16 protein-coding genes are annotated in these 16,661 nt (G+C 72.4%); 9 read left to right on the forward strand and 7 right to left on the reverse strand.

What is annotated here, in order from left to right; genetic code table 11:
• Nucleotides 1-101: 101 nt before the first annotated feature.
• The gene (locus FHE66_RS09605) at nucleotides 102-935 is read right to left on the reverse strand and encodes a metallophosphoesterase (RefSeq protein ID WP_139072810.1); all 834 of its coding nucleotides are present in this window, start codon (nucleotides 933-935) and stop codon (nucleotides 102-104) included.
• Between the two features lie 77 nt (nucleotides 936-1,012).
• Entirely contained in the window at nucleotides 1,013-3,472 is a 2,460-nt protein-coding gene (locus tag FHE66_RS09610; RefSeq protein ID WP_139072741.1) for a transglycosylase domain-containing protein, read from the reverse strand.
• A 189-nt stretch (nucleotides 3,473-3,661) separates the two neighbouring features.
• On the opposite strand from FHE66_RS09610, the gene FHE66_RS09615 reads away from it, so the two are divergent.
• The 3 genes from FHE66_RS09615 to FHE66_RS09625 are packed head-to-tail and all read left to right on the forward strand — an operon-like array spanning nucleotide 3,662 to nucleotide 4,623.
• Complete coding sequence (locus tag FHE66_RS09615) at nucleotides 3,662-3,997, forward strand: WhiB family transcriptional regulator (protein ID WP_139072742.1); 336 nt, start codon at nucleotides 3,662-3,664, stop codon at nucleotides 3,995-3,997.
• A gap of 9 nt (nucleotides 3,998-4,006) precedes the next feature.
• Nucleotides 4,007-4,159, forward strand: coding sequence for a DUF4177 domain-containing protein (locus FHE66_RS09620; protein WP_139072743.1), 153 nt, complete (start codon nucleotides 4,007-4,009; stop codon nucleotides 4,157-4,159).
• Nucleotides 4,156-4,623, forward strand: coding sequence for a RidA family protein (locus tag FHE66_RS09625; RefSeq protein WP_139072744.1), 468 nt, complete (start codon nucleotides 4,156-4,158; stop codon nucleotides 4,621-4,623). Before FHE66_RS09620 ends, FHE66_RS09625 begins: the two co-directional genes overlap by 4 nt.
• 273 nt (nucleotides 4,624-4,896) lie before the next feature.
• Here the strand turns inward: FHE66_RS09625 and FHE66_RS09630 are convergent, their stop codons facing one another.
• Entirely contained in the window at nucleotides 4,897-5,574 is a 678-nt protein-coding gene (locus tag FHE66_RS09630; protein ID WP_230976489.1) for a Crp/Fnr family transcriptional regulator, read from the reverse strand.
• A gap of 93 nt (nucleotides 5,575-5,667) precedes the next feature.
• On the opposite strand from FHE66_RS09630, the gene nth reads away from it, so the two are divergent.
• Nucleotides 5,668-6,369: an endonuclease III gene (gene nth / locus FHE66_RS09635; protein ID WP_139072745.1), complete on the forward strand. Its 702-nt coding sequence runs from the start codon at nucleotides 5,668-5,670 to the stop codon at nucleotides 6,367-6,369.
• 209 nt (nucleotides 6,370-6,578) lie between these two features.
• Here the strand turns inward: nth and FHE66_RS09640 are convergent, their stop codons facing one another.
• Both FHE66_RS09640 and acs read right to left on the reverse strand, forming a co-directional pair.
• Nucleotides 6,579-7,487, reverse strand: coding sequence for an alpha/beta fold hydrolase (locus FHE66_RS09640; RefSeq protein ID WP_139072746.1), 909 nt, complete (start codon nucleotides 7,485-7,487; stop codon nucleotides 6,579-6,581).
• 73 nt (nucleotides 7,488-7,560) lie between these two features.
• Entirely contained in the window at nucleotides 7,561-9,558 is a 1,998-nt protein-coding gene (gene acs, locus FHE66_RS09645; protein ID WP_139072747.1) for an acetate--CoA ligase, read from the reverse strand.
• Between the two features lie 207 nt (nucleotides 9,559-9,765).
• Here acs and FHE66_RS09650 point away from each other — a divergent pair, with 207 nt between their 5' ends.
• Together FHE66_RS09650 and FHE66_RS09655 are read left to right on the forward strand one after the other, a co-directional pair.
• Nucleotides 9,766-10,152, forward strand: a complete 387-nt coding sequence (locus FHE66_RS09650) for a DUF485 domain-containing protein (RefSeq protein WP_139072748.1) — start codon at nucleotides 9,766-9,768, stop codon at nucleotides 10,150-10,152.
• On the forward strand, nucleotides 10,152-11,735 hold the full coding sequence (locus tag FHE66_RS09655; RefSeq protein WP_139072749.1) for a cation acetate symporter: 1,584 nt from the start codon (nucleotides 10,152-10,154) through the stop codon (nucleotides 11,733-11,735). The genes FHE66_RS09650 and FHE66_RS09655 overlap by 1 nt, the downstream gene beginning before the upstream one ends.
• Before the next feature lie 68 nt (nucleotides 11,736-11,803).
• Here FHE66_RS09655 and FHE66_RS09660 read toward each other — a convergent pair whose 3' ends face one another.
• A complete protein-coding gene (locus FHE66_RS09660; protein WP_139072750.1) occupies nucleotides 11,804-13,030 on the reverse strand; it encodes a hypothetical protein in 1,227 nt (408 codons plus the stop codon).
• 75 nt (nucleotides 13,031-13,105) lie between these two features.
• The gene (locus tag FHE66_RS09665) at nucleotides 13,106-13,885 is read right to left on the reverse strand and encodes an HAD family phosphatase (protein WP_139072751.1); all 780 of its coding nucleotides are present in this window, start codon (nucleotides 13,883-13,885) and stop codon (nucleotides 13,106-13,108) included.
• 152 nt (nucleotides 13,886-14,037) lie between these two features.
• Between FHE66_RS09665 and FHE66_RS09670 the strand changes: the two genes are divergently transcribed.
• From FHE66_RS09670 to FHE66_RS15550, 3 genes are all read left to right on the forward strand, one after another.
• Nucleotides 14,038-15,579 carry a sodium-dependent transporter gene (locus FHE66_RS09670; protein WP_139072752.1) on the forward strand — a complete coding sequence of 514 codons (1,542 nt, stop codon included), beginning with the start codon at nucleotides 14,038-14,040 and terminating at the stop codon, nucleotides 15,577-15,579.
• Nucleotides 15,576-15,728, forward strand: coding sequence for a methionine/alanine import family NSS transporter small subunit (locus FHE66_RS09675; protein ID WP_139072753.1), 153 nt, complete (start codon nucleotides 15,576-15,578; stop codon nucleotides 15,726-15,728). Before FHE66_RS09670 ends, FHE66_RS09675 begins: the two co-directional genes overlap by 4 nt.
• 157 nt (nucleotides 15,729-15,885) lie before the next feature.
• Nucleotides 15,886-16,661, forward strand: a 776-nt coding sequence (locus FHE66_RS15550; RefSeq protein ID WP_218013680.1) for a hypothetical protein, incomplete at its 3' end; no start/stop codon positions are given.

The raw sequence follows: 16,661 nt of genomic DNA on the forward strand, positions 1-16,661 counted from the left end.
GCGCGCTACCAAGCTGCGCCACACCCCGGTGAAGCCAGATCAGGATAGCGGAGCAGGTGGCCGGGAGTGAAACCGGCACCCCGCGGTGTGAGGGAGATCGCTCACGCGCGCGGCATGAGCTGGAGCAGGCTCACCTCGGGCCGGCACGCGAACCGCACCGGCGTGTAGGGCGAGGTGCCCATCCCCGCGGACACGTTGAGCCACGCGGAGCCCTCGCCGCCGGGTGCGTCCGGCCGCGCCCCGGGCCACCCGTGCAGGCCGCTCGCCCGGCCGGTGTCCAGGTCGCTGTTGGTCACGAGGGCGCCGTACCCCGGCACGCGCAGCTGCCCGCCGTGGGTGTGCCCCGCGAGGACGAGCGTGCAGCCGTCGTCGACCATCGCGTCCAGCACCCGCGTGTAGGGCGCGTGGGTGACCCCGAGGTGGAGGTCGGCGCGCTCCGCGGGGGCGGCCATGCGGTCGCGGTCGAGGTGGGGATCGTCCACGCCGACGAAGGAGATCGAGTGGCCGGCCACCTCGAGGCGGCCGCGGGTGTTCGTGAGGTCGAGCCAGCCGCCGGAGGACAGCGTCGCGATGAGGTCGCCGGTGGGCAGCGGCAGGCTCGGGTCGCTCTTCTCCTTGCGCCGCGAGGAGGGCACCAGGTAGCGCGCGGGGTTCTTCGGCCGGGGGCCGTAGTAGTCGTTGGACCCCAGGACGAACACGCCCGGCACGTCGAGGAGCGGGCCCAGCGCGCTGCGGACCGCCGGGACGGCGTCCTCGTGCGCGAGGTTGTCACCGGTGGACACGACGAGGTCGGGCTCGAGCTCGGCGAGGCGGCGCACCCAGGACTGCTTGAGCCGCTGCCCCGGCGTGAGGTGGAGGTCGGACACGTGGAGGATGCGCAGCGGCCGGCTGCCCGCCGGCAGGACGGGGAGCGTGTGGGCCCGGACGGTGAACATGCGGGTCTCGGCGACGGCCCAGCCGAGGGCGCCGAGCGCGGACAGGCCGAGGGCGCTCGTGAGGCGTGTGATCACGGTCAGTCGTCGTCCCCGCCGCGGCCCCGGCCCTCGCCGGGGTTGCCGCCGTTGCCCGGGTTCTCGCCCGAGTTCCCTGGGTCGTCACCGGAGGGGTTCGCGCCGGCGTCTTCGCCGTCACCGCCACCCGCGGGGTCCTCCCCGGCCTCGCTCTGGCGTCCACCGCTGGTGTAGATCGTCACGGTGCTGCCGGCGGGCGCCTGGCTGCCGGCCTCCGGGGTCGTCGCCACGGCGAGGCCGACCGGCCAGCCGGAGTCGACGGCGTCGCCGATGCGCACGGTGAACCCGGCGGCCTCGAGCGTCTGCTGGGCCTGCTCGACGGTCTGCCCGCCGATGCTCGGCACGCGCAGCCGCTCGCCCTGGACGGCCCGCGGGCTCGCCGGGGCGAAGTTCTCGATCGGCATGCCCTCGGTCGCCCGGAGCATGTAGGCCTTCCACGTCGGGGCGGCGATGAGTCCGCCGTACACGCGGTTGCGCCACTGGCCGTTGATGACCTCGTAGCCCATCTGCTCGTCCCGGTCGGAGTGCCCCATCCACACCGCCGTCGACATCTGCGGGACGTACCCGATGAACCAGGCGTGCATGTCCTCGTTCGCCGTGCCCGTCTTGCCCGCGGACGGGCGCGGGGGGATGCGCGCGGTGGAGCCGGTGGAGTCCCACTCCGGGCCCATGACCGACTGGAGCGCGTAGTTCGCCGCGTTCGCGACGTCCTCCTCCAGCACCCGCTTGCAGTCCGAGGGCGGGACGGTGATCTCCTCACCGTTGCGGTCCTGCATCCGGGTGATGGCGACCGGCTCGCAGGCGATGCCGCCGGCGGCGAGCGTGGCGTAGGCGTTGGCCATCGACAGCGGGGTGACGGTGTTCGAGCCGAGGATCATCGCGGGGTTGTTCTGCAGCGGCTCCCCCGAGCCCGTCTCCACGCCCATGTCGGCGGCGATGCCGGTGATGGCGCACAGGTCCATCTGCTGCGCCATGACGACGAAGGAGGTGTTGATCGAGGTCCGGGTCGACTCGAGCACGGTCTCGCTGCCGCCGCCGAAGCCCTCGAGGTTCTTGGGCTCGTAGTTGTCGGCGTACTCCGGTGCGCAGGAGATCGTCCAGTCCCGCCTCGGGAAGAACCGGTTGGCGGAGTTCACCCGCTCCATGAGCGAGTGTCCCTCGCGCAGCCACTGGACGAGGGTGAAGACCTTGAACGTCGAACCGGACTGGAAGCCGGAGCCGCCGCCGTGGGACTGGCCGACGTTGTAGTTCACCTGGGTCGCGCGCGGGTCGGCCTCGGAGGCGACGCCGTAGCGGGTGTTCTGCGCCATCGCGTAGATGCGGCCGGTGCCGGGCTCGATCGAGGACAGCGCCATCGAGATGCCCGACGGGTCGTCGACAGGGACCGAGCCGACGAGGGCGTCGAAGGCCGCCTGCTGCTTGGCCGGGTCGAGCGTCGTGTGGATGGTGAGGCCACCGCGGTTGAGCAGCTGACGGCGGTCCTCGACGGTCTCGCCGTAGGCGTCGTTGCGAAGGATCTCGTTGACGACGTACTGGCAGAAGTAGGCGGCGTTGCCGGCGACGCCGCAGCCGCGCGGGGCCTCCTGGACGTCGAGCATGTCCGCGATCGGGATCGCCACGGCCTCGTCGTACTCGGCGCGGGAGATGAAGCCCTCGCGCAGCATCGTGCCGAGCACGGTGTTGCGCCGCTGCTGGGCGTTCTCCGGGTTGGTCACCGGGTCCCAGCGGGCCGGGGACTGGGTGATGCCTGCGAGCATCGCCGACTCGGCGATGCTGAGGTCGGCCGCCGACTTGTTGAAGTAGTGGTGCGCGGCCGCCTCGACACCCCACTGGGAGGGGCCGAACTGCGCGATGTTGAGGTAGCCGGTGAGGATCTCGTCCTTGGTCCGCACCTGCTCGAGCGCGATCGCGAGGCGGGCCTCACGGAGCTTGCGCGCGATCGTCGTCTCGGTGGCTGCCTGGTAGAGCTCGGGGTCGTTGAGGACCCGGCTCTCCTCGATCTGCACGTTCTTCACGTACTGCTGGGTGAGCGTCGAGGCACCCTCGAGGTCACCCCCGGTGATGTTGCGGACGGTGGCGCGCAGGATGCCGTCCGGGTCGACCCCGCCGTGCTCGTAGAAGCGGTGGTCCTCGACGGCGACGACCGCGTCCTTCATGTGCTGGGAGATCTCGTCGAAGCCGACGACGATGCGGTTCTCCGCGAAGAAGGTCGCCAGGACGTTGCCGTCCGCGTCGAGCATGACGCTCTGCTCGGAGGGCTCGTCGATCTCCAGCTCGGTGGGCAGGTCGTCGAACAGGTCGGTGGTCGCGTTCCCGACGGCCCCCACCGAGCCGACGGCCGGCAGCAGCAGGCCCGCGGTGAGAAGTCCGCCCGCGATGGCGATGAGCAGGAAGGCGATCATCATCGCGACGAGCTGGACGGGTCGGACGGCGCGCCCGCGCGGCGAAGGACGTGAGGCCATTGCTCCAGAGTAAGGGGCGGGCACCGTGAGGCGTCGAGGCCGTGGGTCATTTCACCTGGTGTCTCCACGAGATCTCCATGTCACCCCTAGGTCACGTTTCCTCTAAGGCCCTTCCTAGGGACCGCCAAGTGGGGTTACGGTTGCGCGAACATCGGCGGCAAGGACGCCGCGACGACGCAGGAGGTGGGGATGAGCTCCTTCGAGGACCAGACGTGGGCGGCACGCGCAGCGTGCCGTCAGGTCGAGCCGGACGAGTTGTTCGTACGAGGTGCGGCCCAGCGGGCCGCACGGGAGCTGTGCTTCAGGTGTCCGGTGCGCATGGAGTGCCTGGCGGACGCCCTGGACGCGCACGTGACGTTCGGGGTGTGGGGCGGTCTGACGGAGCGGGAGCGGCGGGCGCTGCTCCGCCGCTACCCCGAGGTCGCGTCGTGGACGGAGCGGCTGAAGGACGAGGACGACGACGTCATGGCAGAGCTTCGCGCGGAGCGGGCTCCCCGCATCCTCGCGAAGATCCGCCAGGCCTAGGATGACGGGATGACGACCTGGGAGTACGCAACGATTCCTCTGCTCATCCACAACACCAAGGCGATCCTCGACCAGTGGGGCGCCGACGGCTGGGAGCTCGTCCAGGTGGTGCCGGGGCCGTCGCAGAACCTCGTCGCCTACCTGAAGCGGCCCAAGCAGTGAGCGTGTCCGACCGGCTCCGCGAGCTCGGCCTGCGCCTGCCGGCGGTCCCGCTGCCGGTGGCCAACTACGTGCCCGCGGTGCGCCACGGCGACTTCGTGTGGACCTCGGGCCAGCTGCCGATGGTCGACGGGGCGCTGCCGGTCACCGGCAAGGTCGGCGACGGGGAAGGGCTGGTGACGCCGCAGCAGGCGCAGCAGCTCGCCCGCACCGCCGCCCTCAACGGTCTTGCGGCGATCGCCGCGACGGTCGGGAACCTCGACGTCGTCGTCCGCGTCGTCAAGGTCGTGGGCTACGTTGCGAGCGACCCGTCCTTCACCGGCCAGCCCGGCGTGGTCAACGGTGCCTCGGACCTGCTCGGTGAGGTCTTCGGCGAGGCGGGCCTCCACGCCCGCAGCGCCGTCGGGGTGAGTGCGCTGCCGCTCGACGCCCCCGTCGAGATCGAGCTCGTCGTCGCCCTCCGCTGACCGCCCCCTCCGCCGACAGCCGAGTTCCTCGCGACAGCGGAGTTCCTGCCGGCAGCCGAGTTCCTCGCGACAGCGGAGTTCCTGCCGACAGCCGAGTTCCTCGCGACAGCGGAGTTCCTGCCGACAGCCGAGTTCCTGCCGACAGCCGAGTTCCTCGCGACAGCCGAGTTCCTCGCGACAGCCGAGTTCCGTGCATGACAGAACCCGCCGACAGTGCGGCCCTCGTCCCGGGTGACCGGGCGGGAACCGTACTCTCGGCGGGTTCTGTCGTGCTCAGCGGGCGCGGCGCTTGAGCCGCTCCAGGTCGAGGATCTGGACGGCGCGGCCCTCGAGCCGGATCCAGCCGCGGGCGATGAAGTCCGCGAGGGACTTGTTCACCGTCTCGCGCGAGGCACCGACGAGCTGGGCCAGCTCCTCCTGCGTGAGGTCGTGCGCGACGCGCAGGCCGTCGGGCGTCTGCTCGCCGAAGCGGACCGACAGGTCGAGCAGCGCCTTGGCCACGCGGCCGGGCACGTCGGAGAACACGAGGTCGGCGAGCGCCTCGTTGGTGCGACGCAGCCGGTGGGCGAGCGCGCGCAGCATGTGCTTGGCGAGCTCGGGCCGGGTGTCGATGAGGTGCATGAACGGGTCGTGCTGGAGCTCGAGCAGCCGGGTCGTCGCGACGGCGGTGGCCGTCGCGGTGCGCTCGCCGGGCTCGAAGAGGGTGAGCTCGCCGAGGAGCTCGCCCGGGCCGAGGATGGCCAGGAGGTTCTCCCGGCCGTCGCTGGAGCGGTGCCCGAGCTTGATCTTGCCCTCGATGACGAGGTACAGGCGGTCACCCGGGTCTCCCTCGTGGAAGAGGGTCTCCCCGCGGCGCAGGCTGACCTCCTGCATGGCCTCGCGCAGGGCCGCGCGGGCCTCGTCGTCGAGAGCCGCGAAGAGGGGCACAGAACTGATCGCGGAGTCGTCCACGGTGGCTTCCCATCTGTCGGTGTATCGGCGGGCTGCCAGGCCCTGGCGTCCATCCTGCCACCGAGTCCGCAGAACTGCCCGTAACCTGGCGCGATGAGCAGCGACCGGACAGGGCTCGGACGTCCTCCGGCGCCCGCCGTCGAGGTCGACGACCGCCTCACGGAGCAGTGGCCCGACGCCCGGTGCGAGCTCGACTTCACCACCCCGTTCGAGCTCCTCGTCGCCACCGTGCTGTCCGCCCAGACCACCGACGTCAGGGTCAACCAGGTGACCCCGGAGCTGTTCCGGCGCTGGCCCGGCCCCGCCGGGCTCGCGGCCGCCAGCCAGGAGGAGCTGGAGCAGGTGCTGCGGCCGCTCGGCTTCTTCCGGGCCAAGGCGACGTCTCTGCGTGGCCTCGCCGCGGCGCTGCTCGAGGAGCACGGGGGTGACGTGCCCGCCGACATCGACGCGCTCGTCCGCCTGCCCGGCGTGGGGCGCAAGACCGCCAACGTCGTCCTCGGCAACGCGTTCGGGATCCCGGGGATCACCGTCGACACGCACGTCGGCAGGCTCGCGCGCCGGCTCGGGTGGAGCACCGAGAAGGACGCGGTCAAGGCGGAGCGGGACATCGCCGCCGTCCTGCCGCGGGAGCGGTGGACGATGGCGTGCCACCGCCTGATCTTCCACGGCCGCCGGGTCTGCCACTCCCGCAAGCCCGCCTGCGGGGCGTGCGTGCTCGCCGACCTGTGTCCGAGCTACGGCGTCGGGGAGACGGACCCGGAGGCGGCCGAGGCGCTCGTCAAGCTCCCGGAGTAGCGGCGTTACGCGCCCGAGGAGCTCGGCTGTCGCGCGGAACTCCGCTGTCGGCACGAACTCCGCTGTCGCGCGGAACTCGGCTGTCGGCACGAACTCGGCTCTCGCGCGGAACTCGGCTCTCGTGCGGAACTCGGCTGTCGGCACGAACTCCGCTGTCGTGCGGAAGTCGGCTGTCGGCGGAGGGGAGGGGGAGGGGGAGGGGAGGGTGGCTAGTCGGGGAGGGTGGCGAGGAAGTCGAGGAGCAGGGCGGAGACCTCGTCCGGGGCCTCCTCCGGGAGGAAGTGGCCCGCCTCCGGGACGACGGCGGTGCGCAGCGGGCCGCGCACGTGCTGGGCGTCGGAGGCGAAGGCCGCCGACGGCGTGAAGCGGTCGGCGCCGCCGCGCACGCTGAGCACGGGCACGGTCGCCGGGCTCGCCATCGCGGCGAGGTAGCGGCGGCCCGCCGGTCGCGGCGTCGAGCGCACGAGCCAGCGCAGGTGCTCGAGCGTCGTGTGCGCGACCGAGGGCAGGCGCACCCCGGCCCGATAGCTGCGCAGCTCGTCCTCGGGCAGCACCCGCCCGGGTGCGGAGGCGTCGGTGAGCAGACGGTCGACGAGGTTGCCGTGGCGCAGTGCACGCTCCGGGAACCACGGCGCCTGGATCCTGGTGAGGAAGACCCGCGCGCGGACCCCCAGGTGGTTGTTCGGGCGCAGCAGCGGCACCGGGTGGGGCGCGCCGAGGACGACGACGGCGCGGGTCGTCCGCGGCTCGAGGACGGGCATCGACCACGCGAGCAGGCCACCGAGGTCGTGCCCGACGACGACGGCGTTCTCGTGCCCGAGGGAGCGGACCACCCCGCCGACGTCGGCGGTGAGCACCTGCATGGCGTGTCCGGTGGGCGGCTTGTCCGAGCCGCCGAAGCCGCGGATGTCCATCGCCGCGACCCGGTAGCCGGCCTCGGCCAGCGCGCGGACCTGCGCGCGCCAGGCCCACCAGAACTGCGGGAACCCGTGGAGGAGCACGACGAGGTCACCGCCCTCCGGTCCCGCGAGGACGACGTGGAAGCGCGCGCCGTTGGCCGCGACGAACCGGTGCTCCCACGGTCCGTCCTGCCACAGCGAGTTCTCAAGGGGTGCCACGACGAGTGAGCCTAGCCCCCGGGCATGCCGGAGCCCGGTCCCCGCTCACGGGAACCGGGCTCCGAGGGAGTGACTAGGTCGCCATTCCGGCGGAGATCTGCTCCATGACCGAGGAGTCGGCCAGCGTCGTCACGTCCCCGATCGCCCGGTGCTCCGCGACGTCGCGCAGGAGGCGGCGCATGATCTTGCCCGAGCGGGTCTTCGGCAGCTCGGCGACGACGAGGATCGAGCGCGGCTTGGCGATCGGCCCGATCGTCTTGGCAACGTGCGCGCGCAGCTCGGCGATGTGCTGCTCGGCCCCCTCGGTGCTCGCGGCCGCGGCCGCCTCACCGCGCAGGATGACGAACGCGACGACGGCCTGGCCGGTCGTGTCGTCACTGGCGCCGACGACGGCGGCCTCGGCGACCGTCGGGTGGGAGACGAGCGCGGACTCGATCTCCGTGGTCGAGAGACGGTGGCCGGAGACGTTCATGACGTCGTCGACCCGGCCGAGGACCCACAGGTCGCCGTCGGCGTCCTTCTTCGCGCCGTCGCCGGCGAAGTAGATGCCGGGGAAGCGCGACCAGTAGGTGTCCTTGAAGCGCTGCTCGTCGCCCCAGATGCCGCGGAGCATCGAGGGCCACGGCTCGGTGAGGACGAGGTAGCCGCCCGAGCCGTCGGGGACGGACTCGCCCATCTCGTCGACGACGTCGGCGACGATGCCGGGCAGCGGCGTCTGGGCCGACCCGGGCTTGGCGGCGGTGACGCCGGGCAGCGGGGAGATCATGATCGCCCCGGTCTCCGTCTGCCACCACGTGTCGACGACGGGCGTGCGGTCCCCGCCGATGACGCGGCGGTACCAGACCCACGCCTCGGGGTTGATCGGCTCGCCGACCGACCCGAGGACACGCAGGGAGGAGAGGTCGAAGCGGCCCGGCTCCTCCTCGCCCCACTTCATGCACGTGCGGATCGCCGTCGGGGCGGTGTAGAGGATGGAGACCTTGTACTTCTCCACGATCTCCCACCAGCGGCCCTTGTGCGGGGTGTCGGGGGTGCCCTCGTACATCACCTGGGTGGCGCCGTTGAGGAGCGGCCCGTACGTCACGTACGAGTGGCCGGTCACCCAGCCGATGTCGGCGGTGCACCAGTAGACGTCGGTCTCGGGCTTGAGGTCGAAGACGTTGCGGTGGGTGTAGGCCGACTGCACGAGGTAGCCGCCCGTCGTGTGGAAGATGCCCTTGGGCTTCCCGGTCGTGCCCGAGGTGTAGAGGATGAACAGCGGGTGCTCGGCCTCGACGTCGACGGGCGCGTGGTCGGTGCCCTGGCGGGGGACGATCTCCTCCCACCAGACGTCGCGGCCCTCGGTCCACGCGACGTCCTGGCCGGTGCGGCGCACGACGAGCACCTTCTCCACGGGGGTGTCGCCGCGCTCGAGCGCCTCGTCCACCGCCGGCTTGAGGGCGCTCGCCTTGCCGCGCCGGTAGCCACCGTCGGAGGTGATGACGACCTTGGCCTCGGCGTCGTTGATCCGTGTGTGCAGCGCCTCGGCGGAGAACCCGCCGAAGACCACCGAGTGCGGCGCGCCGAGGCGGGCGCAGGCGAGCATCGCGACGACGGCCTCGGGGATCATCGGCAGGTAGATCGCCACCCGGTCACCGGTCCGCACGCCGAGCTCGGCGAGCGCGGACGCCGCGCGGGCGACCTCGTCGCGCAGCTCGGCGTAGGTGATCGTGCGGGTGTCACCCGGCTCTCCCTCCCAGTGGATCGCGACCCGGTCCCCGTGCCCCGCCTCCACGTGCCGGTCGACGGCGTTGTAGGCGGCGTTGAGCCGACCGTCGCCGAACCAGCGCGCCCGTGGGGCGTCGGACCAGTCGAGGACCTCGGTGAAGTCCGTCGACCAGGAGAGCAGCTCGCGCGCCTGGTCGGCCCAGAAGCCGAGCCGGTCGGCGGCGGCCTGCTCGTACAGGTCCGCGGTGGCGTTCGCCTGCGCGGCGAACTCGGGGCTCGGCGGGAAGCGGCGCTCCTCGACGAGCAGGTTCTCCAGGCCCCCGGCTTCGGTGGAACCGGTCGCGGCGCTGGTGTGGTCAGCCATGGTCAATCCTCCGGACGACGTTGTTCGTAGCATCGCCGGTGCCCCCGTCTATGGCCGGGATCACATCGGCACGTCCCCGAAATGTACCCGCCCGGCCCGGTTCGTCCCATCCGCCTCCGCGGTGCGGGTGGGCACCGACCCTCTGTGCCCTGGTACCTTGCCGGTCGGTCACGGCGTCGTGACCTGTGTCACTGAGAAGGGGGAAACATGACAGGTGACCCGAAGGGTCAGCAGCCGCACGGGGGCGCACCGCCTGCCGCCGGCGTCGGGGGGCCGGCCCAGGTGACCCCGGAGGAGTTCCGGGCGGTCCAGGGGTCGGCGGAGTTCGCCGGGCTGCGCAGCAGCTTCCGCGCCTTCGCCTTTCCGATGACCGCCGCGTTCCTCGTCTGGTACCTGGCCTACGTCCTGCTCTCGACCTACGCGGAGGGCTTCATGTCCACGCCGGTGGTCGGCAACCTCAACCTCGGGCTGCTCGTCGGCCTGGGCCAGTTCCTCAGCACGTTCCTCATCACGTGGGCCTACGTGCGCCACGCGAACCGGTCCCTGGACCCCGTGGCCTCCCGGCTGCGGGCCGAGCTGGAGGGGGATGCCTGATGGACGTCGGCAACCCCTGGGTGAACATCGGGATCTTCCTCGTCTTCGTCGTCGTCACCCTCGTCATCGTCATCCGGGTCTCCCGCACGACGACGTCGGTCGGCGACTTCTACCACGGCGGCCGCAGCTTCTCCGGCCGGCAGAACGGCGTCGCCATCGCCGGCGACTACCTGTCCGCGGCCTCGTTCCTCGGCATCGTCGGTGCCGTCGCGCTCTACGGGTACGACGGCCTGCTCTACTCCGTGGGCTTCCTCGTCGCCTGGCTGGTGGCGCTGCTGCTCGTCGCCGAGCCGCTGCGCAACACCGGCAAGTACACGATGGCCGACGTCCTCAGCTTCCGGATGCGCCAGCGCCCGGTGCGCACGGCGGCGGCCACCTCGACCCTGGCGATCACGTTCTTCTACCTGCTCGCCCAGATGGCGGGTGCGGGAGCGCTCGTCTCGCTGCTGCTCGGCGTGGACAGCAAGGCGGGGCAGTCGGCCGTCATCGCCGTCGTCGGCGCGCTCATGATCGTCTACGTGATGATCGGCGGGATGAAGGGCACCACGTGGGTGCAGATCATCAAGGCGGTGCTGCTCATCGCCGCCGTCGGTGTCATGACCGTGTGGATCATGGCCGTCAACGGCTTCAACCTCAGCGAGCTCCTCGGCCGGGCGGTGGACTCCCACCCGGACGGCACCGCGATCCTCGAGCCGATGCTCCAGTACGGCACCTCGGGGACGACGAAGATCGGCTTCGTCTCCCTCGCGATCGCGCTCGTCTTCGGCGCCGCCGGTCTGCCGCACGTGCTCATGCGCTTCTACACGGTGCCGACCGCCAAGGACGCGCGGAAGTCGGTCGTCTGGGCGATCGCCCTCATCGGCTTCTTCTACCTGTGCACCCTCGTGCTCGGGTACGCGGCGACCTACCTCGTCGGGGTCGACACGATCCGCAACGCGCCGGGCGGGTCGAACGCCGCCGCCCCGGCGCTGGCCTACGAGCTCGGCGGGACCCTGCTGCTCGGCATCGTCGCCGCGGTCGCGTTCGCGACGATCCTCGCCGTCGTCGCGGGCCTCACCATCACCGCCTCGGCGTCCTTCGCCCACGACGTCTACAACGGCGTCCTCAAGGAGGGCAAGGCCACCCCGGAGAACGAGGTCAAGGTGGCGCGGCGCACCGCCGTGGTCATCGGGGCGATCTCCATCCTCGGCGGCATCCTCGCCGCCGAGCAGAACGTCGCGTTCCTCGTCTCGCTCGCCTTCGCGATCGCGGCGAGCGCCAACCTGCCCTCGATCCTCTTCTCGCTGTACTGGAAGCGGTTCAACACGCGCGGGTCGACGTGGAGCATCTACGGCGGGCTGTTCAGCGCGCTGATCCTCATCGCGTTCTCGCCCGTCGTCTCCGGCTCGGAGACGGCGATGATCTCGGGCGTCGACTTCGCGTGGTTCCCGCTGACGAACCCCGCGATCGTCTCCGTGCCGCTGGGCTTCTTCCTCGGCTGGCTCGGCTCGGTCACCTCGAACGAGCACGACGAGGCGAAGCAGGCCGAGATGGAGGTCCGGTCGATGACGGGGGCAGGGGCCGAGCGCGCCGCCGGTCACTGACCAGGCCACCGGGACGGCGAGAGGGCCGGTGCGAGGGAGTCCCCGCGCCGGCCCTCTCGTCGCCGGTCTCAGGCGGTCTCGACGACGCGGGTGACCTCCCGGCGGCCCTTGCGGCGCGCGCCGTGGGAGACGACGCCGACGAGGACGAGGGTGAGGCCGGTGATGACGAGCCGGCCGGTGGCGCCGGAGGCGACGAGGTGGTGGGCGACGTTCCCGCCGAAGTCGCCGAAGCGGTCCAGCCAGGTGACGACGGGCTCGAGGATCTCCTGCGTCCACGTCGGGGCGGCGAGGAAGGGCACGCCGAGGACGACGACGAGGATGCCGGTGACGATCGCCCCCACCGAGCTCCACCGCGCGGCGAGGAGGACGACGGCGAGCACGAGGAGGCCCCCGGCGAGCTCGAGCAGCGCGGCGATGTTGAGGTTGCCGGTGTCCCACGGGTTGCGGGCGGGCAGCGTGAGGCGCGCGCCGGCGTCGGCCAGCAGGTACCAGGCCACGGGCGTGAGCAGCAGGGTCACGAGGATGGTGAGCACGTGCGCGCCGGCCCGCGACGGCGGGCGGGTGACGGCGGTCGTCCCGTCGAGGACGACGTCGCGGCGGCTGCGGCCCGTGGGTTCGGCGGCCGGGGTGGACGAGGTGGTCGCGGCGGCGCCGGCCCCTCCGATCCAGGCGCCCGACGACTCGTCGCGGGCGTCGTCGTCGGTGGTCGTGGGCGTCTCGTCGGCGGCGACCGGCACCTGCGTGGTGGGGGCGGCCTCCTCGACGGGACGGCGCTCGCCGGTGAGGTAGCCGGCGCTGTGGTGCTCGGCCAGGCCGGAGCGGGGCACGGGGCGCTCGGCCTCGTGGACCCCGGACTCGCCGGCCTCCCGGATGTCGAAGGTGCTCGTCACGGTCGAGTCCGGGTCGACGTCGCGGCCGGGCTCGGGCCCCTCGGCCGGGACCGGACGGGTGTCCTGCTCGTCCCACCGGGGCTCGGGCCCAGGCTCGGACGGGGCCGGGTCGGCCGGCACGGCGTCGTAGGCAGGCGCGGCGTCGTAGGCGGCGGTGTCCTCGGGCGGCGCCGGGTCGTAGGCGGCGGTGTCCTCGGGCGGCGCCGGGTCGTAGGCGGCGGCGTCCTCGGGCGGCGCCGGGTCGTAGGCGGCGGTGTCCTCGGCCGGCTCGTCGTTCACGGCGGGCTGCACGGCCGTCGGCTCCTCGTAGGGGCTGTCCGGCTCGGCCGGGCGGCCTGCCTGGTCCGTGCCCGGGGGCTCGGCCGGCTCGTAGGGGTTCTCGCGCTCACTGGGCTGGTTCGACACGTCGGCCTCCTCGGTCTGCGGTCCTCAACGTAGCGAGAGAGGGCCGGGAGGCGCGGGGCGGCGCGCCGAGAGGGGTCAGGCCCGTCGCCGGCCGGTCCTCCGGGCGAGCACGAGAGCGAGGGCAGCGGCGAGCGTGAGGGCGGCCGCCACGGGCACCCGGCGCCGGGGGCGCAGCCGCACGGGGCGGGTGAAGTCCCGGACCTGCCAGCCGTTGGCGGCGGCGTGCCGACGCAGCGCGCGGTCCGGGTTGACCGCGACGGGGCGGCCGACGGCCTCGAGCATCGGCAGGTCGGTGATCGAGTCGCTGTAGGCGTGGCTGGAGGCGAGGTCGTAGCCGCGCTCCTCGGCGAGCTCACGGATCGCGCTCGCCTTCGTCGGTCCGTAGGCGTAGAACTCCAGCCGGTCGGTGAAACGCCCGTCGGCGACGACGGGACGGGTGGCGATGACGTGGTCCGCGCCGAGGAGCCCGGCGATCGGCCGGACCACCGCCTCGCTCGAGGCCGAGACGATGACGACGTCCTCCCCGGCGGCCTGGTGGGCGGCGATGAGCTCGACCGCCTCCAGGTACACGACCGGCCGGATGTACTCCTCGAGCGCGGCCGCGACGACCGCCTCGGTGTGCGCGGCGTCCCAGCCGTGGGAGATCTTCGCGAGGCGGTCCTTCATCCGCTCGGTCTGGTCGTGGTCCGCGCCGAAGGAGAGGTAGCCGAGCTGGGCGTGCAGCCCGCGCAGCGCCCCGGTGCGGGTGAGCAGGCCGCCGTCGAGGAAGGCGCGGGACAGCGCGAAGGACGACGAGCCGGCGATGACGGTCTTGTCCAGGTCGAAGAACGCCGCCGGGCGTGGTGTGCGTGTCACAGGGCCTCCCCGCCCGAGCCTAACCGGAGCCCGGGCCTGGGACTTCCGCCCCCTCGTGTCCACCAGGTGAGACCTACTCTCGGCGTGAACGGTCGCCTATGGCTACATTCGCGGGCACCACCGGCCGCGGTGGGCGATCGAGAGGGGTAGCGATGACAGAACGGACGAGCGCGCCCGCCCGCGAGCAGTGGACGGGACAGTACGGCTTCATCCTCGCGGCGATCGGCTCCGCCGTGGGGCTCGGGAACATCTGGCGCTTCCCCGGGGTGGCCTACGAGAACGGTGGGGGTGCCTTCCTCATCCCGTACATCGTCGCCCTCCTCACCGCGGGTATCCCGATCCTCCTGCTCGACTACTCCCTCGGGCACCGCTACCGCGGCTCCGCGCCGACCGTCTTCCGCCGCCTGGGCCGCAGGTTCGAGCCGCTCGGCTGGTTCCAGGTGGCGATCTCCTTCGTCATCGCGACGTACTACACGGTGATCATCGTCTGGGCGATCCGGTACATCGGGTTCTCCGTCGACCTGGCCTGGGGCGACGACCCCACCGGCTTCCTCATCGGCGACTTCCTGCGCTACAGCGGCCCCGGCCTGAGCACCGACTTCGTCGGCGGCATCTTCTGGCCGATGCTCGTCCTGTGGGTCATCACCCTCCTCGTCCTCGGCCTGGGCGTGGCGCGCGGCCTGGAGCGGGTCAACCGGATCTTCCTGCCGCTGCTCGTCATCCTCTTCGCGATCATGGTCGTGCGGGCACTGTTCCTCGAGGGCGCCGCCGAGGGCCTCAACGCCTTCTTCACCCCGAACTGGGAGGCGCTGAGCGACCCCAACGTGTGGATCGCCGCCTACAGCCAGATCTTCTTCTCGCTGTCGATCGCCTTCGGCATCATGATCACGTACTCGAGCTACCTGCGCCGCCGCTCGAACGTCACGCCCACCGGCTTCGTCGTCGCGTTCGCCAACTCCTCCTTCGAGCTCCTCGCGGGCATCGGCGTCTTCGCCACGCTCGGGTACATGGCCGCCCAGCAGGGCATCGGGGTGGGCGAGCTGGAGAACCTCACCGGCGTCATGCTCAGCTTCGCGACGTTCCCGCAGATCGTGTCGATGATGCCGGGCGGGCCGATCTTCGGGATCCTCTTCTTCACCTCGCTCACGCTCGCGGGCTTCACGTCCCTCATCTCCATCCTCCAGGTGGTCTCCGCCGCCTTCCAGGAGAAGTTCGGGCTCAGCCGTGTCCAGGCGACCGTCTACATCGGCGGGTTCGCCGCGGTCATCTCTCTCGCGCTGTACTCCTCGACCTCCGGCCTGGCGATCCTCGACACGGTGGACAAGTACACGAACGAGGTGGGCGTCGTCGTCTCGGCGATCCTCACCTGCATCGTCGTGACGCTCGGCGCCCGCAAGCTGAGCGAGCTGCGGGCCCACCTCAACGCCGTGTCCACCGGCCACGTCGGCCGGTGGTGGAGCCTGCTCGTGGGCATCGTCGTCCCGCTCGCGCTGCTCGGCATGCTCGTCTCCAGCCTGCGGACGCTGTTCGCCGAGCCCTACAGCGACTACCCGTGGACCTTCCTCACGATCGCGGGCTGGGGCACCGTCGGCCTCATCGTCGTCGCGGCCGTGTTCCTCACCCTCGTCCCGTGGCGTCGTCCGGTGGACGAGTTCACGCCCGAGCCGCCCGTCCTCCAGGAGGTGGGTCGATGACCCCGCTCGCCATCACGTCCATGATCATCGCCATGCTCGTCATCTGGGGCGGGCTCGTCGTCGCGGTCACCTTCCTCGCGCGCAACCCGCTCCCGCCGGAGGACGACGACACCGCTCCCGGGTACGACCGCACCTCGCCCACGCGGTAGGGCCGCGGGCCGCCTGCGGAGGCGGCCCGCGCTCCTGGCGGTCGGGGTTTGTCCCCAGCACACGCCCGCGGCGCGGCGCTCCCCAGGGGCGCCGCGCCGCGCCCGTCGGTGACCCGCCCCGGGGGATCCTCGGAGCGAGCCGAGGCGGAGGGGCACCATGGGCAACGAGCGGGCAGCACTGCGGTCGGGCGACCGGCACGTCGTCGAGCGGGTGCGCCGGCTGTGCGCCCTCGCCGGGCTCGCGCTCGACGTCCTGCCACCCGGGAGCGACCCGCCGGCCGCCGCCGTCCTCGTCGACGACCGGACCGACCCCGTCGGTCCCTCCTGGGTGCATGCCGCCGGGACCACCCAGGTGGTGGAGCTCGGCCCCGAGACGGGCATGCTCCACCTGCCGGAGGACGCCGAGACCCTGCTCGGTCTCCTCGGGCGGGCGGCCGCACCGCGCCGGGCCCGCGTCGTCGGCGTCGTCGGCGCGGTCGGCGGCGTCGGTGCCTCGGCGCTCGCCGCCGCCACGGCACGCCTGGCCGTCCGCGCCGGGCACACGAGCGCGCTCGTCGACCTCGACCCCGCCGGTGGCGGGTTCGACGTCCTCCTCGGCATCGAGCACGACGCCGGGCCCCGCTGGGCGGACGTGCTCGGGGAGCGCGGGGGCTTCCCGCCGGACCGGCTCCTGGCCGCGCTGCCGACCTGGCACGGCGTGCGGGTCCTGTCCTCCGACGTCCGCGGCGGGGTCGCCCTCGCCGACCAGGTCGCGCTCGACGCCGTCGCCGCGCTCACCCGCGCCGCCGACGCCGTCGTCCTCGACCTGCCGCGGGCCGTGCTCGCCCCGGACGCCGCGCCCGACTGGCTGACCCTGTGCGGCGCCGTCGTGCTCGTCACCGGCTGTGACACCCGGTCGGCGGCCGCCGCGGCCGCGGCGGCGGGCCGGCTCAC

The organism is Georgenia sp. 311 (assembly GCF_006151955.1).
Taxonomy (GTDB): Bacteria; Actinomycetota; Actinomycetes; order Actinomycetales; family Actinomycetaceae; genus Oceanitalea; species Oceanitalea wutianyii.